The organism is Pseudoalteromonas sp. SiA1 (assembly GCF_018732205.1).
In the GTDB taxonomy this organism is placed as follows: domain Bacteria; phylum Pseudomonadota; class Gammaproteobacteria; order Enterobacterales; family Alteromonadaceae; genus Pseudoalteromonas; species Pseudoalteromonas tetraodonis.
Genome location: NZ_CP076084.1, coordinates 1952854 through 1979105, shown reverse-complemented (window position 1 = coordinate 1979105; position 26252 = coordinate 1952854). Strand labels below are relative to the sequence as shown.

Below are 26252 nucleotides of genomic sequence, written 5' to 3'. Positions count from 1 at the left end.
TTATCCGTGCGCTTTTATAAGCTCTTTTGCATTTGCTTTAGCTGTTTTGCTAATGTTATCACCACCCAGTAATCGAGCAATCTCATTTACTCGACCATCTTTATTCAATGCCAGCATATGCGTAAATGTTTCACCGTCTGCAATTTCTTTGGCAACAAAAAACTGCTGATGAGCGCTACTGGCCACTTGCGGTAAATGGGTTACACAAATTACTTGCGTAGACTTACCTAGTTGGCGCAGTAGTTTACCAACAGCAGCAGCTGTTGGGCCAGAAATACCAACATCCACTTCATCAAATATAAGCGTAGGGGTCGTGACTTTTTGCGCAATAATAACCTGAATAGCCAAACTAATGCGTGATAGCTCACCACCCGAGGCTACTTTTGCTAAAGGTTGCAATGGTTGCCCTGGGTTTGTTGATACTAAAAACGAAACATTATCAAAGCCTAAGCTATTTGGAGCGCGATCGTTTTGTGCAGTCAATGCTATTTCAAATACGCCATTTTCCATAGATAGATTAGCCATGCTTTCGCTGATCAATCCATTTAATGTATTCGCATACTGGTGGCGACTTGCACTTAATTGTTCACTGGCGTTTTGATAATCCTCAAGGGCATGTTCAATTTCACCTTCAAGTTGCTCAAGACGTGAGCTGTTATTACTTATCGACTCAAGCTCTTGTGCAATAGTTTGATGAAATCCAACGAGCTCTTGGGGTTTTATATGGTGTTTTCTGGCTAAGTCCATTGCACCACTGAGTCTATTTTCTACTTCAGTTAATCGCTGAGGATCCAAGTCGGCTTGTTCAGTGTAATTACGAACTTCTCGGCTTGCTTCTTCAACTTGAACAGCGGCTTCTGATAATAATGTTGCCACACTGGCTAAGCTTTCATCATACTGTGCAAGTTCAGTAAATTGTTGGGCGCTGTGCTGTATAATGGAACACGCATTTTGTTCATCATTTTCATATAAATGCTGCAACTCGCGCTGGCAGACTTGCAATATAGTTTGGCTATTGCTGAGTTTATAATGTTCGGCTTCTATTTGCTCAAATTCATCTGCCTGCAATGCAAATTCATCAAGCTCTGCGACTTGATACTCCAATAGTTGCTTTTGTGCGGCTTGTTGCTGCTGCTGTTGTTCTAGCTGTTTAAATTCTTTTTGTAAGTCAGCAAATTGTTTATAACGCTGGCTTACAGCATTAACAAGATTATGATGGCCTGCATATGCATCGAGTAATTGTAGCTGATGCTCTGCCTTTAATAGGTGCTGGTGCGCATGTTGACCATGAATAGAAATTAAATATTGGCCTAGCTCTTTTAGTTGTGCAGCGGTAACTGGGCTGCCATTAATGTAGCTTTTACTGCGACCATTTTTACAAACAACTCGACGAAGTAAACATTCGTTGTCGTCGTTATTAAGCATGTTCTCTTCTAAAAAAGCATGAGCGAGTGGTAAATTGCTTAAATCAAATTGTGCACTTACCTCTGCTTTATCAGTACCTGGGCGCACAGCAGACGCTTCTGCTCGCTCTCCAAGACACAATGATAATGCATCAATGGCGATTGATTTACCTGCTCCCGTTTCACCGGTGATAGCGGTCATACCCGAATGCCATTCTGTGCTTAAATTACTTACGATTGCAAAATTTTTAATTTCTAAACCAATTAACATACTGTTCATCCATCCAGTGAATTAACTGTTAATTTATACAGTGTTTTGGTTTTTTGCAAATTAAATTTCTATATTTTAAGCAAGGCTGGACTCAATTAATGTTTTTTTTTCTTCATCAATAGGGAGGTTTTCATCGTTAAGGTCAATACTATCAACTGGTTGCGCTATGTCTTCAGTTTTTAACTTTAAAATTAGCGTAGGAAGGACTTCTTGATAAAAGTTTTTATTATATAAAATACCTTGAGCTGGTAACTCTGCTATGAAATATTGAGTGGTATCGGAAAAAGCTTGGCTGTTATTATTTTTATAGGTTTTTATTAGTTCTTCGTTAAGTATATTAATAAGTAAATCGCATAGCGATTCTAGCTTATTTAAATTTTCATCAGTGTGTGGCTGTACCACAAAAAAATTACTGACAACGGCTTGAATTCGAGGAAGGTGTTTAGCACTAATGACTTTTGCATCAAGTAACTCGTTAAGTTTTATTTTTAAACGTGATTGAGTACTTGCAACGCGCTCGTTAAACAGCTTTTTCTTTGCTTCAATAGTCTTTTTACGATTACTTTCAATGAGTAAGTAACTGCCAAGTAAAGTAATTAACAATAATAAAGCAAGAAATACTACATAAGTCATTGCTACAATTTCCTGATGGTGATGATTAATAATCTAGCCCGATATTTTGCTCTAAAGTTGCATGTTTGGCAATAACTGAGAGATTGTTTATCTTTTGGGGTGAAACATGCACACTCAAAGAGACTCAGCCTTGCCTACCTGTTTAGAGGCAAGGGATATGAGCATGCGCAGTAGTTTTAATCGCTTTTTACTTTGTCCACTCGATTAACTATCTCTTGCTGCGATTACATCGCCTCTCAATTAAACAACTCTCAGTCCTAAAAGCTCAACCGTTTTTAGTATAAACGGCTACCCCAGTTTAACTTCTTACGAAGCACATTATAATAAGAGTAATTTTTTGGGTGAATTAACCGTAATTTTCTATCTGCTTTGCGAATAACGACCTCATCACCGGGTAATACGGCAAGTACAACATGGCTGTCGCAACTTACCTGTAAGCTATCGGTATTTTCTAAACTAAGCTTTAAACGTACTTCGTTATCGGCATCTACCACTAAAGGGCGGCTTGATAAAGTATGCGGGAACATAGGAACCAATGACATGGCGTTGAGTTCTGGGGTTAAAATAGGGCCGCCGCCCGATAAAGAGTAGGCTGTTGAACCTGTTGGAGTCGATACAATTAATCCATCAGAGCGTTGTGAGAATACAAAATCATCGTTAATAAATGCTTCAAACTCAATCATGTGTGCTACTTTATCAGCATGAAGCACCGCTTCGTTTACTGCCGAATTAGCGCTTTTAAGTTCGTTATGACGGTACACTTCTACTTCTAATAAAAAACGTTTTTCTTCAATGTAATCGCCACTGAGTACTTGTTCTAAACTGCCTTCAAATCCTTCTGGATTTAAATCGGTTAAAAAGCCTAAATTGCCTCTGTTTACACCGATTACCGCAATATCAAAACGAGCGAGTACTCTTGCAGCGCCAAGCATATTGCCATCACCACCAACCACAATGGCTAAATCGGCGCGCGCTCCCAAATCAACGAGTTTTACGAGCTTGTCCTCAGGTACATCACTAAGTTGACCTCCCGTGCGTTTTTCAACAATCACCTCAAAGCCTAAAGCTAATAAAAACGTATGTAATCGTTGTAACGTAGCGGCTGCATTAGGATGATTTGGCTTACCAATCAAGCCAATAGTGTTAAAGGGAGAGTCCATAATAAATACACTGAAAGTTTCGGTATTGGTAGAGTAACCTAAAACAGAAGTGTTTGAAAACACAGATCTTAGGGTCTGTTGTCCTTTCAATGCGAAACAGACACTGACTGAAGGGTTTTGACTAGAGGCGATTAACTTTTTGTTTTCGGTTTTCACTTAGGCCACTAGGTTACAAAGCTCGTATCGCGATTAAATCGCCCCTAGTTTGAACAAATTTTAATCCGCAAAAATAACAGAGCTTAATAGTGACTAATTGATTTAATTAATTCACTGTAAAATTTAGATTTATTAAATTTCTTATACTTGAAATAATAATACCTAGCCCCGATATAACAGTCATGCGTAAAGATGTAGATAACATGAAATTAAATCCTCGAGACCAGCAAATTTTTGCCGCTGTTATGAGCCTGTACTGTAATGGTGATGGCTTACCTGTGCCTTCAACAAAAATTGCAAAACAAAAAGGTATGGCGGTGTGTTCTGCCACTGTTCGCAACGCGATGGCACGCCTTGAAAAAATAGGCTTATTGTATTCACCACATACATCTGCAGGACGAGTCCCCACCAATGATGGCTTTGACTATTGGTTTGATGAGTTTTTTACTTTGGGTGCTATTGCTAATTATTGGCAGCCTGAGCAGGCTGAGCTAGTCGAATTGGCACATGGCTTGAGTCAACGTTATCAAGTATGCTGTTGTGTGGGGCTACCACAAGTTAGAACTCAGCAGGTATTTAGAGTAGAAGTACTCGACTTTGACGCTAATAATTGGCTTATCTTACTTTTAGACAGAGCAGGGCAAAGCCATAATATTTGCATTAACAAGCCTGATGATCCCAGTGACGGCCAACGCTACGAGTTTGCTACTTGGCTTAACACTGTATTTAGCCAGCAAACGCTCATTGAAGGGCTATACAGAATGCAGGCCATGGCAAATACGGCACCGCGTAATTGTCATGACTCTTTAACTCAATGGACGCGTGAGTTAAGCCAAAAATTAGGCTCAGATAACAGTATTGTGGTGGGCGAAAACTACCTTTATAAAAAAATAGATTGTGAGCAAAGTCTTAATATTGGTGTTTCATTTTTAAATTTTGTGGAAGATAAGCTCGCATTTAAAAACGGGGTCTCTATACTCAGTGCTGAAAATTTACCTTTTAGTACTTGTGATGATCTCATTGTGATCACTGTGCCGTACTTTCAAAATCAGGAATATCAAAGTCGTTTTTGTGTTATTTGTCCGAAATCAGCGCAATTAGAGAAAATAATCCAAGAATTTAAATTATTAGAGCCATCGGGCTCTTGAATCTTTTTATTCAATCCCCATAATTACCGCAGTTGTAAAGAATTGGAGCGTATATTTTATGTCTGAGCAGACACAAAACCCAGAGCAAGAAGTAGAATTGAACGAAGAAGTGGCGCAAATGGAAGCCGACGTTGAGGCTGCAGTAGAAGCAGCAGAACAACACGCCGAGCAAGAGCAAAGCCCTGAAGCAGAAATTGCAATGTTATATGCTGAGTTAGAAGCGGCAAAACAAACTATTGCAGATCAGAAAGATAGCGTCGTTCGCGCTGCTGCTGACGTTGACAATATGCGTCGTCGTGCTGCACAAGATGTTGAGAAAGCGCACAAATTTGCACTTGAAAAATTTGCTAACGAATTACTTCCTGTTATAGATAACTTAGAGCGTGCTATTGAGTTCTCTGATAAAGAAAATGAAACGCTTAAGCCTTTGTTAGAAGGTATTGATATGACAGTAAAAAGCTTTAACGATGCAGTGGCTAAATTTGGCGTTGAAATTGTAAACCCACAAGGTGAGCAGTTTAACCCAGATTTTCATCAAGCAATGTCGATTCAGCCAAGTAATGATGTGACGCCTAATACTGTGTTAGCAGTAATGCAAAAAGGTTACACATTAAACGGTCGTTTATTACGTCCTGCAATGGTTATGGTATCTAAAGCAGCTGATGCTTAATTAAGTATACAATTAAAAAATGCCTCATTATGAGGCATTTTTTTTGTCTTTAAAATAATGAACTAACTGCACTAGGATAGTGAGTACAACTGCGCTGAACATTAAACTTGAAAATGGAACTGCACTTTGTGCATGCATTACCGCTAATATAGGGCCTACTAATGCGCCACTACCAAAACGTAAGGTGCCAATAACCGCCGTTGCAGTCCCTGTATTTTGCTCAAATTTCATCAAAATCAATGAATCTGCGTTACTTGCTATTATACCTAGGCTCATCATCAACGGAGCAATAGCCGCAACAATAAAGTAAAGTGACAAGTTTAATACGCTAAAGCTAAGTAATGCTGCGCCAGAGATAAAGCCACACATTAAGCCATAATAAAGCATTTTGCGTGAGCCAATACGTGGCACTACGCGAGTATTTAAAAAATTACCAAACATCAACGCCATTACATTAAAAGCGAATAACAGGCCAAACAATTGTTCTGATACTTTAAATAGGTCGAGGTAAATATAAGGGACGGACGTTAAAAAGCAAAAAAAGCCAAACGACACAAACATCGAGCTTAAAATATCGGCGCGGGCGTGCGTATTACTTAATACCACTTTATAACTTGAGAAGAATAATGCTAATCCTTTTCGCTCATTTTTAAATATTGGAATATCGATTAAGTAACGTTGCACAAAAAGTAAAATAACAAAGCTATAGGTCGCTAAAACAATAAAAATAGTCGACCATACCGAAAAGCCTAAAATGACCGAGCCGATAGAGGGGGCAAGTAACGGTGCTATCATCATAATCATAGACACGTAAGACATACCTTTAGCAGTATTTTTTTGATATATATGCCTAATGATCCCAGGGACGACAACCGTAGCGGCCGCGCCTGTAAATGCCTGTACAGCTCTTAACAGCCAAAAAGTATGCACTTCAGTGGTAAATGCTAACGCCAGTGAACTTAAGCCAAATAAACTGAGACCTATCCGTGCCAGTTTACGCCTGCCAATTTGATCGGCTATGGGGCCAAAAAATAACATGCCCAATGCATAACCCGCTAAGTATATACTCAACGATATTTGAACATTTGGCATGCTGGTATTGAGATCATTGGCAATCACCAGCATCGCCGGTAAATACATATCAATGGCTAAAGGCGTGATCGCGACAATACTGGCTAATAAAGGCAATAAAATACGGGTATTAAAAGAAGAAGCCGAAGCGCTCATTTAAAAACTCAAAACAACGAATATAGGCCCAGCATTATAGCAGGGCAATAGCCTTGGATAAACTTAGTTTGCCTGCTAACTTAATTGTTTAATTGCAAAAAGCAAAGATTTTAAACTAACACCGCGTTTGCTATTCTATACTTAGTAACAAACTTTTTTAGGGTAACACAATGAAAAAATTGGTTTTGGTAGTTCTAGCCAGTGCAGTATTAGCAGGTTGTAAAACATCACCAACTGGGCGAACGCAAATTGCGCTTTACTCAGATCAACAAATGACTCAAATGGGTACTGCCAGTTTTGCAGAGATGAAAAAAACGCAGCCGATAAATAAAGATCCAAAAGTAAACAGTTACGTCAATTGCATTGCTGAAAAAGTAGTGGCCGTGCTTCCTACAGAATATGCATCTCAAAATTGGGAAGTGGTGGTATTTGAAGATGAATCTGCAAACGCCTTTGCATTGCCTGGCGGTTATATTGGTGTACATACGGGGCTCTTAAAAATAGCCACAAATCAAGATCAGGTTGCCACTGTTTTAGGTCATGAAGTTGGACACGTGATTGCTGAGCATTCAAATGAACGGGTCTCACAAAGTTCTATTTTACAAACGGGTATGCAGCTGGGCAATGCGGCGCTTGAAATGGGTAACGTGCAATACCGTAATGAAATTATGCAAGGCCTTGGTTTAGGCGCTCAATATGGTGTGGTTTTACCCTTTAGTCGCTCACATGAGTCAGAGGCAGATACAATTGGTTTAGATCTTATGGCGCAAGCAGGGTTTAATCCCAAAGAGTCTGTAACACTTTGGCAAAATATGAGCCAAGCGGGCAGTGGGGCTACGCCAGAGTTTTTATCAACTCACCCAGCACCAACGAGCCGTATTGCAAATTTACAATCGCAAATGAGTAAAGCGCTTAGCGAGCAAAAAACAGCTAAAGCACAAGGTAAAAATCCGCAGTGTAAGTTGTGATCAGCCATAAAAAAACCTGTCTAATGACAGGTTTTATTTTTTATAATTAAAACATTCAATTATATATTAGAAAGTCCACTCTAAATGAACTTGCGGTACTGATTCACTAACATCAGTACCAAATTTATTGTGCCAGTATTGCCATTCCATACCTAACAGTAAGGTATTTTCTTTCATTTCTAGCGCATGTCCCATATCCCATACAATAATAGGTTGGGCTAAAAACCAAGCACGCACATCGTTACCAAACTCATCTTTTCGTTCAGCAATGTACTCTGCATGTCCTTTTACGTTAAACTTTTGCGAGCCAATCATGAACGGGTAATCAAAGGCTACATCAAACATCCAGCTGTTAGTTTCAATGGGTGCACCGCCTTTTGCAACGCCTTCGCTATCATCAATGTATGCACTGATAAGGGTTGAAAAGAAATTAAAACCAGGCACATCCCAGCTTAATTTTACGCCTGGTAAATATTTAACTACTTTGGCATCGCCTGCAGCATTAATACCCATGGTTAGGCCAACATCAACAAGCGCCCCTGACGCTACTTTTTCGTCCATTACTGCAGATAAACTAAGGGTAGAGTAACCTTCAAAGTAAAAGTCTTGATCTTGAAAGCCATCATCGTTGCTGTCGGTACTGTAATCAATAAAGAAAAAGTTATCGCCATAATCATGCCCAGAAGCATGCTCAATTGAGTACACCGTGGTATTAGATTTTTGTTCAGTAAATGGGTTTTTGTGGTTGCCGTTATTAATATGAAGCGCCGTATTGCTCCAATTAGCAGCGGTAGCTGTTGAACTTAAGGCACACGCACTTAGTGCAACGAGAGGAAGTAAGTTTTTAATTTTCATAACCATATTTTATGTGACACGCTGAATATCACATTATAGCAAACACGGTTAATTTGTTAATTATTTATTGTGATAAACAGTGCATTAGCACGCAGCTAATACACTGTAAAAAGGGAGATTATGCTTTATTGCGGCGCAAACAAATAACAGCAATAGCAGTAAAGGCTAAAATAAAGCAGTAGTAAGATGAGGTTGAAACATCCCACGGGCTAATTTTAAATGTAGCACCGAGTAATAATGCTTGCGCGCCATAAGGCAAAGACCCTTGGGTTACACAGGCAAAAATATCTAATAAACTGGCAGAGCGTTTACCACTAATTTCGCCATCATCAGCCAGTTTTTTAGCAATAGGGCCTGTCACAATAATAGACACGGTATTATTGGCAATACACATATTACTGGTGACAACTAATGCCGCGATCCCTAACTGATCGGCTACTTTACGGTGCCATTTGGCAATGACTTTAGTAATAGCTTGAATTTTTTGAGCGATATAGTCGAGGCCGCCATTAATACGAATAAACTCAGAGAGGCCACCAATAAACATAGACAGTAAAAATATTTCCTGCATTTCACTAAAGCCTTTGTAAATATCTTTTACAAAGCTTGCACCTTCATAGCTGCCGGTAAAGCCCATTAATGCGGCAAACACAATACCGCTTAACAGCACTACAAACACATTAAAGCCCATTACCGCCAGGACTAAAATAAAGGCATACGGAAGTACTAATAAAATATCGTAGTCTTTGGTATCAACTACTTGTGCTGCAGGCGTTAAAAATAATAGCAATGCAATAGTGAGTATGGCGGCCGGAACAGCAATTTTAAGGTTTTCTTTAAACTTATCTTTCATTTCACAGCCTTGCGTGCGGGTAGCAGCAATCGTGGTGTCAGAAATTATTGATAAGTTATCACCAAACATAGCACCAGATACAATGGTACCGGCCATTAAAGCAGGATCAATTCCTGTTTTAATAGATACTGCATAGGCAATTGGGCCAATAGCACCAATAGTTCCCATTGAAGTGCCCATAGCAGTAGAAATAACCGCCGCTATTAAAAATAAACCAGGTAGTAGTAACGAAGGGGGAATAAGTGAAAGTCCGGCATTAACAACCGCATCCACACCGCCGGTAGCACCAGCAACCGCCGAAAAAGCACCCGCTAGTAAGTAAATAAGACACATGGTAATAATATTGTTATTACCTACGCCCTTTATAAAGGTTTCTACGCTTTGGTTGATGCTGGTTTTATTTAAAATAAAGGCTAAAACAATCGCGGGTAAAATAGCGACTGGTGCTGGGAGTTGATAAAACGCGTAATCAACCCCTTGAGATTGTAAATATAAGCCTGAGCCTAAAAAAATAGCAACAAAGGTGAGTAGGGGAAGCAAAGAAAATCTTGCTTTATTTTTATCAAATGATGGCTGCATCATAATCCTCGTTAATTATTCATAGCAATCGAAGTCGATTGATATATTAAACAGCCAAAGCATCCCTCTTTTAGCTGAATTTAGTTGTTTGTTTTACTATCTAACCAGATAAGTAACCCAACAGCGCCCGCAAGCCAAAGACCAAATCGGCGCAAAAAAAGAAGTTTAAATGTATAGATGGCTAAATGCAAAGACTATCTGTTATTATTATGAGGGTCTGTTGATCTTTCAAGGTTAAATTTGCAGCAGTCTGTTTGGTATTTAGGCAAGGCAGAGCCTATGTGGTGTAGTTGTTCCCCATAAATAGGCGGTAACGCAGCATCAATGCCAAACAGGCGCTGCCCGAAGGGTTCTGCCTAGGGGCGATTTACTCTTTGTTGCTCGGTTTTTACTTAGCCCACTAGGTTACAAACCTCGCGCCACGATTAAACCGCTCCTAGTTTGAACAAATTTTAATCCGCAAAGGTCAACAGACCCTAAAATAATCGAAGCTTTTTTATAAGCTTTCCTGACTATTACATGAGTTTTAGATAAAATCTAGCTAACTAAAAAATACATAGGTTGTAAAAAGATGAATCGAGTAGGTGTGTTTGGTGCGAATGGCCGTATGGGACTGGCACTTGTAGAAGCAGCAACAATCAATAAAAATTCACAATTAGCGGCGGCCTATGTGCGCAGTCAGTCACCGTTATTAGACCTGCCCGTTAATCAGCTTAATAGCGCAGCGGCAAAAGAGATTAAGTTTAGCAGTGAACAGCAGGTTGAAAATGTAGATGTGCTTATAGACTTTACTTTGCCTGAAGGCATGAGAAATCATTTAAAAACAGCCGTTGAGCAAAAAACACCTATGGTAATTGGCACCACCGGCTTAACTCATGACGATATGGCGCTATTAACGGATGCAGCTAAACATATTCCGATTGTATTTGCGCGTAATTATAGCGTGGGCGTAAATTTACTGCTTAACTTAGTGCAAACGGCAGCAACAAAACTAGGCGATGATTTAGATATAGAAATTTTTGAAGCACATCATCGTCATAAAATTGATGCGCCATCGGGCACTGCACTTGCCATTGGCGAGTCGATTGCTCAGGCAAAAGGGTGGGATCATGATGAGGTTGCCGTTTATGATCGCAACAACATAGAGCAGGCCAAATCACAAAATGAAATTGGTTATTCGGTGCTAAGGGGCGGTGATATAGTAGGTGAACACACGGCCTACTTCGCTACAATGGGCGAAAGACTTGAATTAACCCATAAAGCAAGTTCGCGAATGACCTTCGCGCTAGGTGCTATAAGAGCTGCGCAGTGGTTGAAAAATAAACCTGCAGGACTTTATGACATGCAAGATGTGCTAGATTTAAAGTAGTTAAGTTCCTTTTTTAACGCTTTGGGGTGGTTTTTTGCTATAACCACTTATTTATTGCAATTTACTAATTAGCGTTAGACCTAAAAGCCAACTTCATGTAGAATGCAGCCAATTTGCCAAAAATTACTAAATGCGTGTTTCCAATTATACTCATATGGTTAGCAAAACCGGGGTTTGTGTGGGAATGAAAAGAGTTTTAGGCAAGAAAAATGAATGAAGGTTTAGTGGTTTACATCGGCATCATTTAAGACTGCGTAAAACAATTTAAGCTCACAGAAATCAGGTTTTGACCAATTATCTGAGTATTGGCGGGGTGTTAAGCAATTTGCTTACTCCCGTTTTTTACTGTTAGGAGGTTTAACTTGACTAAATCCGCTCTGTTAGTCCTAGAAGACGGCACAGTGTTTCGCGGTACTGCAATCGGCGCTGACGGCATGTCAGTCGGTGAAGTAGTATTCAATACGTCTATGACTGGTTATCAAGAAATTTTGACTGATCCATCGTACGCGGAACAAATCGTAACTTTGACGTACCCACATATCGGTAATACGGGTACCAACAGCGAAGACGAAGAAGCGAGTCACATTTGGGCTAAAGGCCTAGTGATCCGTGATTTGCCACTGCTAGCGAGTAATTTTCGTAACGAGCAATCGTTAGATGATTACTTAAAAGAACGTAATATTTTAGGTATTGCGGACATCGACACCAGAAAACTAACCCGTATTTTGCGTGATAAAGGCGCACAAAATGGCTGTATCGTTGCCGGTGACGAACTAGACGAGAAAAAAGCGCTTGAAGCTGCGCAAGCCTTCCCAGGCTTAAAAGGCATGGATTTAGCAAAAGTTGTCTCAACCAAGGAAAATTTTGAGTGGCGCGAATCAAGCTGGACATTAGGCGAAGGGTTTAAAACCTTACACGCTGATGATGAAAAGTTTCATGTTGTTGCCTACGACTTCGGTGTTAAACGTAATATTTTACGTATGCTTGTAGATCGTGGTTGTAAACTAACGGTTGTACCCGCACAAACCTCTGCCGCTGACGTACTAGCATTAAACCCTGATGGTATTTTCTTATCAAATGGCCCTGGCGATCCTGAGCCATGTACTTATGCCATTGATGCAATTAAAACCTTTTTAGAAACCGATACGCCAATTTTTGGTATTTGTTTAGGGCATCAACTATTAGCGCTTGCCTCAGGTGCTAAAACAGTAAAAATGAAGTTTGGCCACCATGGTGGTAACCACCCAGTTAAAGATCTTGAGCGCGATGTCGTAATGATCACCGCACAAAACCATGGTTTTGCTGCAGATGAAGCCACATTACCAGATAACCTACGTGCAACGCATAAATCGTTATTTGACGGCACATTGCAAGGTATTCACCGTACAGATAAACCAGCATTTAGCTTCCAAGGTCACCCAGAAGCGAGTCCTGGTCCGCACGATGCAGCCCCATTATTTGACCACTTCATCGATTTGATGCAAGCGCGTAACCACTAATTTAACCGGAGTAATAATGCCAAAACGTACCGACATAAAAAGCATTCTTATCTTAGGCGCAGGCCCAATTGTAATTGGTCAAGCTTGTGAATTTGACTACTCTGGTGCTCAAGCGTGTAAAGCACTAAGAGAAGAAGGCTATCGAGTTATATTAGTTAACTCAAACCCAGCAACTATCATGACTGACCCAGAAATGGCCGATGCAACATACATCGAACCAATTCACTGGGAAGTGGTAGAAAAAATCATTGAAAAAGAAAAGCCAGATGCTGTCCTGCCTACAATGGGTGGCCAAACAGCATTAAACTGTGCGCTTGATTTAGACAAGCATGGTGTATTGGCTAAGCATGGCGTTGAGCTTATTGGCGCAACAGCCGATGCAATCGATAAAGCAGAAAACCGTGAGCGCTTTGATGTTGCTATGCGTAACATCGGCCTAGAATGTCCACGTGCTGAAATTGCCCATTCAATGGATGAAGCGCGCGATACCATGACCCGTATCGGCTTACCGTGTATTATTCGTCCTTCTTTCACAATGGGCGGCACCGGCGGCGGTGTGGCTTACAACATGGAAGAGTTTGAAGAAATCTGTGAGCGCGGTTTAGACCTTTCACCAACCAGCGAGTTATTAATAGATGAGTCGTTAATTGGTTGGAAAGAATACGAAATGGAAGTTGTTCGTGACAAAAAAGACAACTGTATTATCGTCTGTTCTATTGAAAACTTTGACCCAATGGGTGTGCACACAGGTGACTCAATCACTGTGGCTCCAGCACAAACATTAACCGACAAAGAATACCAAATCATGCGTAATGCCTCTATGGCCGTATTGCGTGAAATTGGTGTTGAAACCGGCGGTTCAAACGTACAATTTGGTGTAAATCCCGTTGATGGCCGTATGGTTATCATTGAAATGAACCCACGTGTATCACGTTCATCGGCACTGGCCTCTAAAGCAACCGGTTTCCCTATTGCTAAAATCGCCGCTAAGTTAGCGGTAGGCTACACGTTAGATGAGCTTCAAAACGATATCACTGGCGGTAAAACCCCAGCGTCGTTTGAACCGTCAATCGATTACGTTGTAACAAAAATTCCTCGCTTTAACTTTGAAAAATTTGCCGGTGCAAACGACCGTTTAACGACGCAAATGAAATCAGTGGGCGAAGTAATGGCGATTGGTCGTAACCAACAAGAGTCATTACAAAAAGCATTACGTGGTTTAGAAGTAGGCGCAACAGGCTTTAACCCAATTGTGGCACTTGATGACCCTAAAGCAAAAGAAAAAATCATTCGTGAATTACGTGAGCCAGGTGCAGAGCGTATTTGGTACATTGCCGATGCAATGCGCCATGGTATGAGCGTTGAAGATGTATTTGAATTAACTAAGATTGACCCTTGGTACTTAGTACAAATTGAAGATATCTTAAAAGACGAAGCTAAAATTTCAGAAGTCGGTATGGCCGGCTTAAATGCAGACTTCTTGCGTAAACTTAAACGCAAAGGGTTTGCAGATCCGCGTATTGCAGAAATTGCCGGTGTGTCAGAAGCTGAAATCCGTAAAAAGCGTCATCAACTCAATATTGTGCCTGTGTACAAACGCGTTGATACGTGCGCTGCCGAATTTAGCTCAGATACAGCTTACATGTACTCATCTTACGATGAAGAGTGTGAAGCGAACGCATCTGACCGTGATAAAATCATGGTGATTGGTGGTGGTCCTAACCGTATCGGCCAAGGTATTGAATTTGATTACTGTTGTGTACACGCAGCGCTTGCGCTTCGTGAAGACGGTTACGAAACTATTATGGTTAACTGTAACCCTGAAACGGTATCTACCGATTACGATACGTCTGATCGTTTATACTTTGAGCCAATTACGCTTGAAGACGTACTAGAAATTGTACGTGTTGAAAAGCCAAAAGGCGTTATCGTGCAGTACGGTGGTCAAACACCACTTAAACTAGCGCGTGAGCTTGAAGCGAACGGTGTGCCAGTAATTGGTACTTCGCCAGATGCGATTGACCGTGCAGAAGATCGTGAACGCTTCCAACAACTTGTTGAGCGTTTGGATTTACTGCAGCCAGAAAATGCCACCGTAACCTCAACTGAAGAAGCTATTTTAAAATCAGTTGAAATTGGTTTCCCACTGGTAGTACGTCCTTCGTACGTATTAGGTGGTCGTGCGATGGAAATTGTATACGATGAGCAAGACTTACGTCGTTACATGACCGAGGCCGTATCTGCATCAAACGAAGCACCCGTGTTACTTGACCGTTTCTTAGATAACGCAATCGAAGTTGACGTTGATGCTATCTGTGATGGCGAGCAAGTGATTATTGGCGGCATCATGGAGCATATTGAACAAGCGGGCGTTCACTCTGGTGACTCAGCGTGTTCATTACCAGCTCACTCGCTAACGCAAGAAGTACAAGATGTAATGCGTAAGCAAGTAACTGATATGGCCCTTGAGCTTGGCGTAGTTGGTTTGATGAATACACAGTTTGCGGTTAAAGATGGCAAAGTGTATTTAATCGAAGTAAACCCACGTGCAGCACGTACAGTTCCATTTGTATCTAAAGCAACGGGTGTAGCACTTGCAAAAGTTGCGGCACGTTGTATGGCAGGTCAATCTTTAGCAAGCCAAGGCATTACTAAAGAAGTGATTCCACCGTACTACAGCGTAAAAGAAGTGGTATTGCCATTTGCTAAGTTCCAAGGTGTGGATCCTATCCGTGGCCCAGAAATGCGCTCTACGGGTGAAGTAATGGGTGTTGGTGATACTTTCGCCGAAGCGTTCGCAAAAGCACAATTAGGTGCAAGCAACACTTTACCACGTGGTGGTCGCGCGTTACTATCTGTACGTAATAGCGATAAGCCACGTATTGTAGAACTAGCTAAAACCATGACAGACCTTGGTTTTGAGCTAGATGCAACAGGTGGAACAGCTGCTGCACTTGAAGATGCTGGAATTACGGTTCGCCGTGTAAATAAAGTATATGAAGGTCGTCCGCACATTCTTGATAGAATCAAAAATGGCGAGTATAGCTATATCGTTAATACCACCGAAGGTCGCCAAGCGATTGAAGATTCGAAGGTGTTACGTCGTGGTGCATTGCAGCACAAAACCAATTATACTACGACATTGAATGCGGCATTTGCTAACTGTACTGCTAACCAAGCAGATGACCGCAGTAAAGTGACGTCTGTTCAAGAACTACACCTGCGATTGAACTAAGGAAATGTGCCAAGGCCGTAACCACGGCCTTGGGATTAAGTGAGAAAAGTATGCAATCAATTCCAATGACAGTTCGTGGCGCAAAATTATTGCGCGATGAACTTAACGAATTAAAAACTGTTACCCGTCCAAAAATTGTATCTGATATTGCTGATGCACGTGAACACGGTGACTTAAAAGAAAATGCTGAGTATCACGCTGCGCGTGAGCAACAGGGTTTTTGTGAAGGCCGTATTCAAGAAATTGAAGCAAAACTTTCAAACATGCAGATGATTGACGTAACAAAGATGCCTAATACAGGTAAAGTGATTTTTGGTACTACAGTAACCATCGTTAATGTTGAAACCGACGCTGAAGTTAAATATCAGATTGTTGGCGATGATGAAGCAGATATTAAAAGTAATTTAATCTCTGTCAATTCACCAATTGCTCGCGGCTTAATTGGTAAACAAGCGGATGACGCTGTGATTATCAAAACGCCAAAAGGTGATGTAGAGTACGAAATCATTGAGGTTGAGTATATTTAATTAGTTAACTCACTTTAACGTTTTATAAAAACCAGTGCTTAGCAATAAGCACTGGTTTTTTTATGCTTGGTTTTTATATTTGGTTTAGATACCGGTCAATTATTATTCATTGTTTGTAAATGTAGACTATGTTGTTATGGTAGTAACCTATTCTTCAATAAGGAAATAATATGGCAAATATACTGTATCCAGCACCTTTAAAAGTGGGATCTAAAATCGCCGTGTGTTCTTTATCAGCGGGGATCAAATCAAAATATCACCCACGGTTAGACATCGTCATTAATGGCTTAAAACATCGAGGTTATGAGGTTGTTGAAGGGGAGTTTTTACGTCAAAACGAGCCGCGAACTCAACTTACTGCTAAGCAGCATGCCAAGCAATTAATGGACTTTTTATTGGATGATAAAATAGATGCGATTATGCCGCCAATGGGCGGAGAGCTGGCAATGGAAATATTGCCGTTACTTGATTTTGGCGCAATTAAAAATGCCAAACCTAAATGGTTGGTGGGTTATTCAGATGTCAGCACGATTGCTTGTGCACTGACAGCAAAATGTAATTGGGCAACACTGCATAGCGCCAATTTAATTCAGTTACACCCCGATGAAAAAGATCCGTATTGTTTACAAATTTTTGAAAGTCTAAGCTATGAGGCTAATAGTGAGTTTGAGCAAGCCCCCTCGACTTACCATCAACATAGCAAGCCTGATTATGCACAAAACCCAAACGTATTATTTGATCACAGCGCGCCAACCCAGTGGCAATGTTTAAATTACACCGATAAACGCAGTATCGAAATGTCAGGGCGATTGTTTGGTGGGTGTCTTGATACGGTTGGGCTGTTGCTTGATTCGCCTTTTTTAGCACTGCATGAGTTTAAAAAGCATAATGCCTCGCAAGGTATTGTGCTTTATTTAGAAAGCGCAGAGCTCACGCCTGCGACGGTTGCACGGTTTTTATTGTCACTCAAATTAGCCGGTATGTTTGATGATATAAACGGGGTGATTATTGGCCGCCATGTAACCTTACAGGGGCAAGATCCGGGGTTTGATTATCGCCAAGGCTTAAATGCCGCTTTTGGCGGGTGTTTATTTCCGGTGATCATTGATGCCGATATTGGTCACATCCCTCCTAATTTAAATTTAATCAATGGAGCTTTATGCACTGTTACCGCAGATGTTGATCAAGGCAAAGTTATTAGTGCGTCTGTGGTCACAAAACTAGCCTAATAAAGTGAGCTGCTCACTAACAATTTAAAGTGAGCAGCTTTGACTTATAAAACCTGAATTACTTGTTCTTTGCTTAAACGTGATTTTGGCAGCTTAGCATTGTAGTCTTCTTCTGCATCATGGTAACCCAGCGCAAGTGCCACATCACAGATGTAGCCGTCTAATTCGCTTGCAAACTCTTCACCAATCAGCTGTGCATCAACGCCTTCCATCGGCGTGGTATCAATCCCTAAGCGTGCTGCTGCATGCATAGTATTGCCTAAAGCAATGTAGGTTTGTGCTTTGGTCCACGCGGCATTATTACCTTGCTCATCGGTATTTAAATCAACAAACGCAAAGGCGCCAAAAGCTTGCTCGCGGTTTTCTTTTTGAGTTCGGCCATTTTTTATATCAGCATCAATTACGTGTCCGTAATCTTCACGAGTATATTGCGGATTATGAGCAAATAAAATAATGTGCGACGCCGCTTTAATGTGTGGCTGATTAAATTGAAACTTATTAGCAAAGGTAGTGTGCATACGCTCTTTTGCAGCGTCTGATTCAATCACTACAAATTTCCAAGGCTGCGAATTAATTGACGAAGGAGAAAGACGCATAGCATCATACAATACCGTTAAATCGTCTTGAGAAATGCGCTTTGTCGCGTCGTAACGTTTAGCAGTATGGCGGCTTTCAAGGTCGCGAATAATAGGGTGAGTCATAGTCTCTCCATAATAAAAAAGGGCTAATAAACAGTGTTCACTGAGTGTATGAGCAACATAATACAATTTGCTTTATTTAAAATAAACAGCATAATTATTGAATCATTATCAAATAAAAATAGATAATATGCAGATTGATGACTTAAAACTGATTTTAAAAGTAGCAGAGTGTCGAAGTATTACTTTAGCTGCTGCTAAGTTAGATATGCGCACAGCAACCGCCAGTGCGGCTATTAAGCGCGTAGAATCAGCCCTTGGCTGCGAATTATTTATTAGAACAACTCGCCATTTGCGTTTATCCAGTGCAGGGGAGCGGTACATACCCCAATGCGAACAAGCGCTGGCTGTACTTGAAACGGCAAGGCAAAACCTCAAAGGAGAACATGATGCTATTGAGGGAGAATTGCGGGTGGCTACTTCATCTGATTTAGGGCGCAACCTAGTGATCCCCTGGATTGATGACATTATGGATAGGTACCCAAGTGTGAGCTTGCGTACGCACATTAGCGATAGCAATATCGATTTTTTTCGTGATTCGGTTGATATTGCACTGCGTTATGGCTCCCCAAGTGATAGCAGTGTTTATGGATTTAAAATTTGCAACGTACCGCGACTACTCTGTGCTACACCTACCTATTTAGCTAAATATGGTGAGCCAGAGCACCCTGATGATTTAGCGCAGCATCAAGGGTTATTTTATCAGCTGCAAGATATTATCAATAATGTATGGGAGTTTACCGATGGCCAAAAAAAATACAAAGTAAAAATGCAGGGCAGACGTGCCTCAAACGATGGCGATTTAGTAAGGCGCTGGTGTGTGGCAGGTAAAGGTTTAGCGGTTAAATCAGCGTTAGATATTGCAGATGATTTGCTAAATGATCGCGTGATCACGCTGATGCCTGGTTATCAACACACCTGTGGCGAACTTTGGTTAATATGCCCAAGCCGCCAATCCATTACGCCAGCAGTGAGATTGCTAAGAGATGTGTGCAGAGAAAAAGCTACTCGTTTGTTACAACAGTTAGTTGATAAAGGTGTTTTAGCAAAAAGTGCACTTGAATGATGTTTTTCCAGCCAAGTGCATGTTGATTTAAAGTTTGCTGCTGAGTGTTTTAATTGCCTGGGATGCATTTTCACTCGTAGGGTCGAGCTCTAAAGTTTGTTGATAAAACTCAAGTGACTTTGCAATGTTACCATCAGCTAAATATGCTTCCGCTAAACTGTCGTGGGCATTCGCAGAGTCTGGATTTGTTTGCACATTGAGTTTAAATACAGCAATGGCTTCTTTTATCATCTTCATTTCGAGTAGTTCATAGCCAAAATAATTAATTGAGCGCTCGCGAGGAGTATCGCCACTAGAGACCAATTCTGCGTATTTCTTATTTAACTCACTAATGCCACCACTTTTTATTGCCTGAAACAGCATGCTATCAACATTTTCGGTTGCTACCTCGTAAGATTTACCATAAACAATATTGGTTAAGCCTTTCGTCATAGGCGTGAGCGGAGCTCCGCCAGTGTTATTTAAAATCACGATAAGTAGCTGATCTTCCAATATACGACTAATAAATGCATTAAATCCATCTATACCTCCACCATGTTGTACTTGTGTTAGTGGTTTGCCATATTTATAAGCACTTAATTGATTAACTTCCCAGCCAAATGCGTAATTACGCTGCTGCGATACGGTATACATTTGCTTTTTTAGCTCTTCATTTATTAGCTTATTTGTATAAAGTGCTTGGTCCCATTTTACGAGATCGCGGGCGGTTGAATAGAGAGACCCCGCGGCATAGGGAATAGACATATCTAGATAATCGGCATTAGTGTAACCGTCTAAGTTATTGTTATAACCAGATGCACGTTGCTTGAGCAGCTTTTCATGAGAGTCATAACCGCTGTTGTGCATATTCAGCGGGGTAAAAATGTTCTGCTGCAGTACGTCTTGGTATGTTTGTTGAGTGACCTTTTCAATCACGGCACCTAAAATAAAGTAGCCTGAATTGCTGTAGCGAAATTGTGTACCGGGCTCAAATAATAAATCATCACTACATAACAGCGTTATAAACTCATCAACGCTGTAAGGGTTGCGGCTGTAATCATCTCTAAATGCTTTTGCATGAGTATAATTACTTAGGCCTGAAGTATGGTTAAGGATTTGGCGAATGGTAATTTTATCGCCAATATCTTTACGATAGCCGGGTAGGTAAGTGCTTAAGGGGGCATCGAGCTGTATTTTGTTTTGTTGAACCAATTGTAGAATGAGTAGGGCTGTAAATTGCTTTGTAATAGAGCCTATTCGAAACTTGGTCTGTGATGTGTTTTTAATATCCCATTCAAAGTTTGCGTAACCATAGCTTTTTTCAAAAATAACTTCGCCGTGTTTGGCAACTAACACGTTACCATTAAATTGTTTTAACTCATGAAAGCCTTGTATGAAAGAATCAATTTCTGTGGCTTTATTAGCGGCTAAGCTTATTGTAGATATAAAAAGTACACTCATAGCTAATAATTGAGTTAGCCAAACTCTAGTCTTGTGACTCATAATTTTCCTTAATTATTATTGTTTGTTTTAAAATGAATTTTTAGCGTGGTTAGTATGAAAAGTAAACTTATTTCGTGTTGCAATTTTGTGTTCAGCTTGTTTTTTTTTATTTTTTGCAATAAAAAGCCCGAGTTGTAAATAGCTCGGGCTTGTTGGTTGGGATAACAAATTTATTAGTGAGAAGGGGTGGTTTTATCTACCATTATGGTATTACTCAGTTTCGTATCCGAAGTCGACTCTTTACCTCGAAATTTACGTATCACTCGTTTCAAATCTTCAAGCGCAACGTACTGACACGGTATAAGAATAAGCGTAATTACTGTGGCAAACAGCACACCAAAGGCGAGTGATACGGCCATAGGTATTACAATTTTTGCTTGTAAACTGGTTTCCATAATAATGGGCATTACGCCAATAAAAGTAGTAACAGAGGTTAGTAATATCGCTCTAAAGCGACGCGCTCCGGCTTGCATTACCGCTTCTTTTATTGCCACACCTTCTGCACGGGCTTTGTTTACAAAATCCACCATAACAAGTGAATCATTAACCACCACACCGGCTACCGCAATAATGCCAAACATCGATAAGCTGCTCATGGTCATACCTAGTACCATGTGGCCAAACATGGCGCCAACCACACCAAATGGAATGACCGACATAATAATTAATGGTTGCGAGTAAGAGCGCAGAGGAATAGCCAATAATGCAAAAATTATGATCATCGATAGCGCAAAGTCACGTAATTGCTCATCAGCGCTATCCATTTCCTCTTGAATACGACCAGCCACATTACTTTGTACCCCTGGGTAGTTTTTAAGTAATGAAGGTAAGTACTCATCACGAATTTGTTGTGCAATGGCAAAGGGTTCTACTTGGTCAGTATTTACCGCAGCCCACACGTTTACTGTACGTTTTGAATTTTCACGGCGAATACGATTAACCCCATCAACTAATGAAATATTAGCAACTTCACTTAATGGTACTTCAGCGCCTGTTGGGGTGATAATACGTACGCTGTCGATATCACTGATTGAGTTACGCTCATCTTCTGGGTAGCGGATCATCACTTTAATTTCTTCACCTTCGCGAAGAATACGTTGTGCTTCAAGACCGTAATAGCTAAAGCTTACTTGAGAGGCCACATCAGCAAGGGTTAAGCCCATACTGTAAGCAAGTGGTTTTAAATCTAGCTGTACTTCATCGGTAGCGCTTTGCATTGAGTCATTAACATCGCCTACGCCTTCCATACTTTGCAACTTGGTTTTAAGCTTACCAGCAACTTCTTTAAGTACTTGTGCATTTTTACCTTCGAGTTTAAAGCTTACATCGCCATCGTCTCGACCCCCGTTCATAATACTGTCTTGAATGGTTAGGGTTTTAACACCCGGTAAGTTAGGCATTTGTTCGCGCCATAAGGCACTCAGTGCAAAGGTATCAATAGGGCGCAGGTCGGGTTCAACTAAAATAGCCATAATGTTTGCTTGCGTTCGCCCACGTAAGCTAACTGATAAATCGCGGATCATCGGTTTACCGTATTGCTCTTTGAGCTGGTTATCAACGCTCAGTATTAGCTGCTCTACTTTTTTAGCTGTCTCAAGCGTTGCTTGCTCAGAAGACGCTAAGTTCATTTCTATATCAATGCGAGGAAAATCGTGCGGTATTTTAGGATTAGGCACAAATTTAACTAAACCACCGGCAAACATTCCCGCACTGACAATCAGTAAACACATAAAACCGACAATTACGGTATAGCGATAATGAATGCAGCGACCAACAAACGGGGTGTAGTAGTTATCAACAAAACTTTTTAGGCCGTTATCCATTACTTTACGTGCACGGTGAAGCGGGTTTTTTGGATTTGGTTTACGGTCTTTCATTGCTGCAATATGTGCTGGTAAAATAAGTTTTGATTCAATCAGTGAGAAAATTAAACATAAAATAATCACCCCACCAATGGCTTTAGAAAAAGCCGCACCAGGGCCTGTGGCAAGAGTTTGCGGTAAAAATGCCGCAATAGTGGTAAGTACGCCAAATGTGGCTGGCATTGCCACGCGCTTTACGCCGCGTACTACGTTATCGAGTGTATGGCCGTGTTTTTCTATTTCAGCACTAGCAGATTCGCCCACAACAATGGCGTCATCAACCACTATCCCAAGCACCAGTATAAAGGCAAATAACGAGGCTAAATTAATGGTGACATCTAAAAAGCCAATTGGCATAAACAAAAAGGCACCTAAAAATGACACAGGTAAACCCATCATTACCCAAAAAGCTAAACGTAATGGTAAAAACAGCGCTAATACCAACATAACTAATAAGCCACCCCAAATCATATTGTCGACCATCATATCGAGGCGACCTTCGAGGTAGTAAGTTAAATCAACAATAGGAGAGAGCTTAACACCTGCAGGCAGTTGCGATTCTTTTTCAGCCATATAGGTTTTAAGTACTTTAGCAACATCGGTAATATCTTGATCTTTAGAGGCGTTTACTTCAAACGACAATGAGTTTTTACCATTGTATTTTGAGTATTGCAGGCCTTCTTCAAAGCCATCATTTATGGTGGCAACGTCACCTAAATAAACTTGCGCGCCATCGGCAAGGGTGATCAGTGGTAGTTTTGCAAACTCGCTACCACGGTAGGCTTGTTTTTCAACGCGCATTGAAATATAGCCATTTTCAGAGCGAATTTGCCCAGCTGACATATTGGCAGAAAAGCTTTGCACTGCACTGGCAATATCTCTAAACGTTAATCCATAAGCACGCAGTTTGTCTGGGCTTACTTCAATACCAATTTCGTAATTAAGGCCACCATTAAAGTTAACTAAATTAATATTAGGCAGTGCCTGAAGCTCGTCTTTTATATCGTTTCCGAGCTCTTTAAGTTGGTAGTTACTCATGTCACCGTAAAGCGCAAGTATCATTACTTCTTGTTCGTATTTATCGCGACGAACAATAGGGCGCTCCATACCCGCAGGAAACGTATTAATTGAATCTACTTGTACTTTAATTTCATCGAGTACTTCTTGCGGGTCAAACTGCTCTTCTATTTCAATCCACGCTTGTGAAGAGCCTCTATTGGAGTAGGTGATAAGGCGCTTTATTCCCTCTATACCCTCAAGGTTCTCCTCGACTTTTATGGTAATGCCCTCCTCAACCTCTTGCGGGGCTGCGCCAGGGTATACCGCGGAGACACTGATCCAGTTACTTTCAAATTGTGGAAACATTTGTTTGCGAATAGTAAACGCCGTTAAAATGCCACCAATAAGTATAAATATCATCAATAGATTTGCTGCAACAGGGTTGCGCGCAAACCATGCAATTAGGCCTTTTTCACGTGTAGACATAAGTTACTCCTGTTTCAATGCAAGTTGAGTAACGTCTGGGGTTGTTACAACGTCTTCAATTTTTACCGCCATTCCCTCGGTAGGGTATTCAAGGGCAGAAGTAATTAGCTGTTCACCTTCATTAAGCCCTTGGTCTGCGATCACCATGCCATTTTGTTCACGTATAATATTGAGAGTTTTAAACGACAGGGTTAAATCGTCATTTAATATCGCAATTTTATTTTCTTTGACTAAATGATGTGGCACAACAATGGCGTTATTAACTGCACGACCTTCTATGCTAGCGTTAACATAGGAGCCAAAACGCAATGGTTGAGTTTTGTTAGCATATGGGGTTGGTAATTGTGCCACTAAGTAGCTCATACGGCTTTTTTGATCTATCACCCCTTCACTGCGTACCACTTTAGCCTGCCATGTGGTTTCTTTGCCCGCGAACTGCGCACTAAATAACACTGTTGCACCAATACCGCCATTATTTAAGTATTGAAGCTCTTTATCGGCAACCGGTAAACGTACTTCAGCGACCGAAGTGGCGCTGAGTGAGCCAAAGCTATTACCTGGATTTACAACAGAACCCAAACTAATGCTACGCGCGTTTATAATTGCATCGTAGGGGGCTTTAATATAAGTGCGTTCTAAATTACGTTTAGCACGTTTTACACTTGCTTGTGCTGAGCGATAACGCGCCATTTTCTCTGCTAATTGCGGTTTACGTAAATAAAGCGCAGAGGCGGTGATATCACTTGAGTCTGCTTTAATGCGTTCCCATTCAGCTTTAGCAACATGCGCTTGAGCACGTTCTATCTCAAGCGCTGAACTTGCTTGGGCGAGCCCAGCCTCAGCTTCAATTAAATCAGCTTCGTAATCATTTGGGTCAATTCGTGCTAAAATATCTCCTTGCTTTACGAAGGCACCTTCAACAAATTGCCCTGCAACAGAAATAACTTGGCCACTTACCTGAGCAATCAGCTCAGTGCGGTCTTTAGGTTGCACAATACCGTACGATTTAACATCGAGAGTGATTGCATCAAGGTGAATAGGTTGTGCTGCAACCAATGGGCGAGTATCTTGTTCTGGTTTTTCTTCTGGTGGTTTTTTCATTGCTGAAAAGCCCGCTGCAAGGGCGATGCCACCAACAAGGACCGCGATAGGGAGTATTATTTGTTTTTTAGTCGCCACAGGGCATTCCTTCATAAATTGTGCTGATGAACTAATGATACGCAATAAAGTGTTTACAGTGTGTTTGAAGATGTAACAAGTCATTGCATAATGCGGTTACAAATAGAACAAATCGCTCTGTTTGTATGCAAAGCAGCAACAATATAATTAAAATTTATTACTGAGGTTATAATGAAAACACAATCAATGGCGTGCCGTTTAGGCTGTGGAGCATGTTGTATTGCACCAAGTATTAGCTCGCCAATACCGGGTATGCCAAATGGTAAAAAGGCCGGAGAACGTTGTATTCAGCTGGATGAGCGTAATTTATGTAAGCTATTTGGTGATGAGTCGCGCCCTAAAGTGTGTAGTGATTTTAGCGCCACTTTAGATGTATGCGGGACAACCAATGAACACGCATTAACGTTAATTACAGAATTAGAGCAATTAACCTAATTTATTGTATTAAATACACATATATTTACAATTTATACGCTTGAAAAGTGTAGTCACTTACTTTGTCTTTCTAAAAGTAGTACTGAGAGAGTGCAAAGAGACACTGCGCTTTAAGAGTAAGTGACTTAGACACAAAGTCACTTGGTTTAGTGAGTCGTGTTTTTCTCATTTTCTTCTCATTCAATTCTCTTTGTTCATACGGTTTTAATGATAAATGTACAAAGAGGGCGAAGAGGCGCTGGGCTTTTAGAGTACGTAAAGTA

At 40.8% G+C, this 26252-nt stretch carries 20 protein-coding genes; 10 read left to right on the top strand and 10 right to left on the bottom strand.

The features are described from left to right. The 3 genes from recN to nadK all read right to left on the bottom strand — a co-directional run bounded on the left by recN (window position 1) and on the right by nadK (window position 3467). Window positions 1-1674 carry a DNA repair protein RecN gene (gene recN, locus KK487_RS09085; protein WP_013465169.1) on the bottom strand — a complete coding sequence of 558 codons (1674 nt, stop codon included), beginning with the start codon at window positions 1672-1674 and terminating at the stop codon, window positions 1-3. A 75-nt stretch (window positions 1675-1749) separates the two neighbouring features. Then, window positions 1750-2307, bottom strand: coding sequence for a hypothetical protein (locus KK487_RS09080; protein WP_013465168.1), 558 nt, complete (start codon window positions 2305-2307; stop codon window positions 1750-1752). A 275-nt stretch (window positions 2308-2582) separates the two neighbouring features. Continuing rightward, window positions 2583-3467, bottom strand: coding sequence for an NAD(+) kinase (nadK, locus tag KK487_RS09075; protein ID WP_024602951.1), 885 nt, complete (start codon window positions 3465-3467; stop codon window positions 2583-2585). Between the two features lie 338 nt (window positions 3468-3805). On the opposite strand from nadK, the gene KK487_RS09070 reads away from it, so the two are divergent. Beyond that, window positions 3806-4771: an HrcA family transcriptional regulator gene (locus KK487_RS09070; protein ID WP_016900402.1), complete on the top strand. Its 966-nt coding sequence runs from the start codon at window positions 3806-3808 to the stop codon at window positions 4769-4771. Between the two features lie 58 nt (window positions 4772-4829). After that, on the top strand, window positions 4830-5441 hold the full coding sequence (gene grpE / locus KK487_RS09065) for a nucleotide exchange factor GrpE (protein ID WP_013465165.1): 612 nt from the start codon (window positions 4830-4832) through the stop codon (window positions 5439-5441). A gap of 27 nt (window positions 5442-5468) precedes the next feature. Here the strand turns inward: grpE and KK487_RS09060 are convergent, their stop codons facing one another. Then, entirely contained in the window at window positions 5469-6668 is a 1200-nt protein-coding gene (locus KK487_RS09060; protein ID WP_013465163.1) for a Bcr/CflA family efflux MFS transporter, read from the bottom strand. Window positions 6669-6838: 170 nt separating this feature from the next. Between KK487_RS09060 and KK487_RS09055 the strand changes: the two genes are divergently transcribed. Then, window positions 6839-7636 carry a M48 family metallopeptidase gene (locus KK487_RS09055; RefSeq protein ID WP_013465162.1) on the top strand — a complete coding sequence of 266 codons (798 nt, stop codon included), beginning with the start codon at window positions 6839-6841 and terminating at the stop codon, window positions 7634-7636. Window positions 7637-7702: 66 nt separating this feature from the next. Here KK487_RS09055 and KK487_RS09050 read toward each other — a convergent pair whose 3' ends face one another. Together KK487_RS09050 and KK487_RS09045 are read right to left on the bottom strand one after the other, a co-directional pair. Then, entirely contained in the window at window positions 7703-8491 is a 789-nt protein-coding gene (locus KK487_RS09050; RefSeq protein WP_024602952.1) for a nucleoside-binding outer membrane protein, read from the bottom strand. 118 nt (window positions 8492-8609) lie between these two features. Next, a complete protein-coding gene (locus tag KK487_RS09045; RefSeq protein ID WP_013465160.1) occupies window positions 8610-9923 on the bottom strand; it encodes a Na+/H+ antiporter NhaC family protein in 1314 nt (437 codons plus the stop codon). Between the two features lie 571 nt (window positions 9924-10494). Between KK487_RS09045 and dapB the strand changes: the two genes are divergently transcribed. The 5 genes from dapB (at window position 10495) to KK487_RS09020 (ending at window position 17782) form a co-directional block, all read left to right on the top strand. Next, window positions 10495-11292: a 4-hydroxy-tetrahydrodipicolinate reductase gene (dapB, locus tag KK487_RS09040; protein WP_008463955.1), complete on the top strand. Its 798-nt coding sequence runs from the start codon at window positions 10495-10497 to the stop codon at window positions 11290-11292. A gap of 362 nt (window positions 11293-11654) precedes the next feature. Further along, the gene (gene carA / locus KK487_RS09035) at window positions 11655-12791 is read left to right on the top strand and encodes a glutamine-hydrolyzing carbamoyl-phosphate synthase small subunit (protein ID WP_016900401.1); all 1137 of its coding nucleotides are present in this window, start codon (window positions 11655-11657) and stop codon (window positions 12789-12791) included. A 16-nt stretch (window positions 12792-12807) separates the two neighbouring features. After that, entirely contained in the window at window positions 12808-16026 is a 3219-nt protein-coding gene (gene carB / locus KK487_RS09030; protein WP_016900400.1) for a carbamoyl-phosphate synthase large subunit, read from the top strand. Window positions 16027-16076: 50 nt separating this feature from the next. Further along, on the top strand, window positions 16077-16553 hold the full coding sequence (greA, locus tag KK487_RS09025) for a transcription elongation factor GreA (protein ID WP_010388635.1): 477 nt from the start codon (window positions 16077-16079) through the stop codon (window positions 16551-16553). Between the two features lie 170 nt (window positions 16554-16723). Further along, window positions 16724-17782 (top strand): S66 family peptidase, encoded by a 1059-nt coding sequence (locus KK487_RS09020; protein WP_013465157.1) that lies wholly within the window; start codon window positions 16724-16726, stop codon window positions 17780-17782. A 44-nt stretch (window positions 17783-17826) separates the two neighbouring features. Here the strand turns inward: KK487_RS09020 and KK487_RS09015 are convergent, their stop codons facing one another. Continuing rightward, window positions 17827-18483, bottom strand: coding sequence for a nitroreductase family protein (locus KK487_RS09015; protein ID WP_008109298.1), 657 nt, complete (start codon window positions 18481-18483; stop codon window positions 17827-17829). Window positions 18484-18610: 127 nt separating this feature from the next. On the opposite strand from KK487_RS09015, the gene KK487_RS09010 reads away from it, so the two are divergent. Then, window positions 18611-19546 (top strand): LysR family transcriptional regulator, encoded by a 936-nt coding sequence (locus tag KK487_RS09010; RefSeq protein ID WP_024602953.1) that lies wholly within the window; start codon window positions 18611-18613, stop codon window positions 19544-19546. A 27-nt stretch (window positions 19547-19573) separates the two neighbouring features. On the opposite strand, the gene KK487_RS09005 is transcribed toward KK487_RS09010, so the two are convergent. The 3 genes from KK487_RS09005 to KK487_RS08995 form a co-directional block, all read right to left on the bottom strand. After that, the gene (locus KK487_RS09005) at window positions 19574-21028 is read right to left on the bottom strand and encodes a serine hydrolase (RefSeq protein WP_024602954.1); all 1455 of its coding nucleotides are present in this window, start codon (window positions 21026-21028) and stop codon (window positions 19574-19576) included. 173 nt (window positions 21029-21201) lie between these two features. Further along, window positions 21202-24375: an efflux RND transporter permease subunit gene (locus KK487_RS09000; protein ID WP_024602955.1), complete on the bottom strand. Its 3174-nt coding sequence runs from the start codon at window positions 24373-24375 to the stop codon at window positions 21202-21204. 3 nt (window positions 24376-24378) lie between these two features. Continuing rightward, window positions 24379-25554, bottom strand: coding sequence for an efflux RND transporter periplasmic adaptor subunit (locus tag KK487_RS08995; RefSeq protein ID WP_024602956.1), 1176 nt, complete (start codon window positions 25552-25554; stop codon window positions 24379-24381). Between the two features lie 171 nt (window positions 25555-25725). Between KK487_RS08995 and KK487_RS08990 the strand changes: the two genes are divergently transcribed. Continuing rightward, window positions 25726-25989: a YkgJ family cysteine cluster protein gene (locus KK487_RS08990; protein WP_008109286.1), complete on the top strand. Its 264-nt coding sequence runs from the start codon at window positions 25726-25728 to the stop codon at window positions 25987-25989. Window positions 25990-26252: the final 263 nt, after the last annotated feature.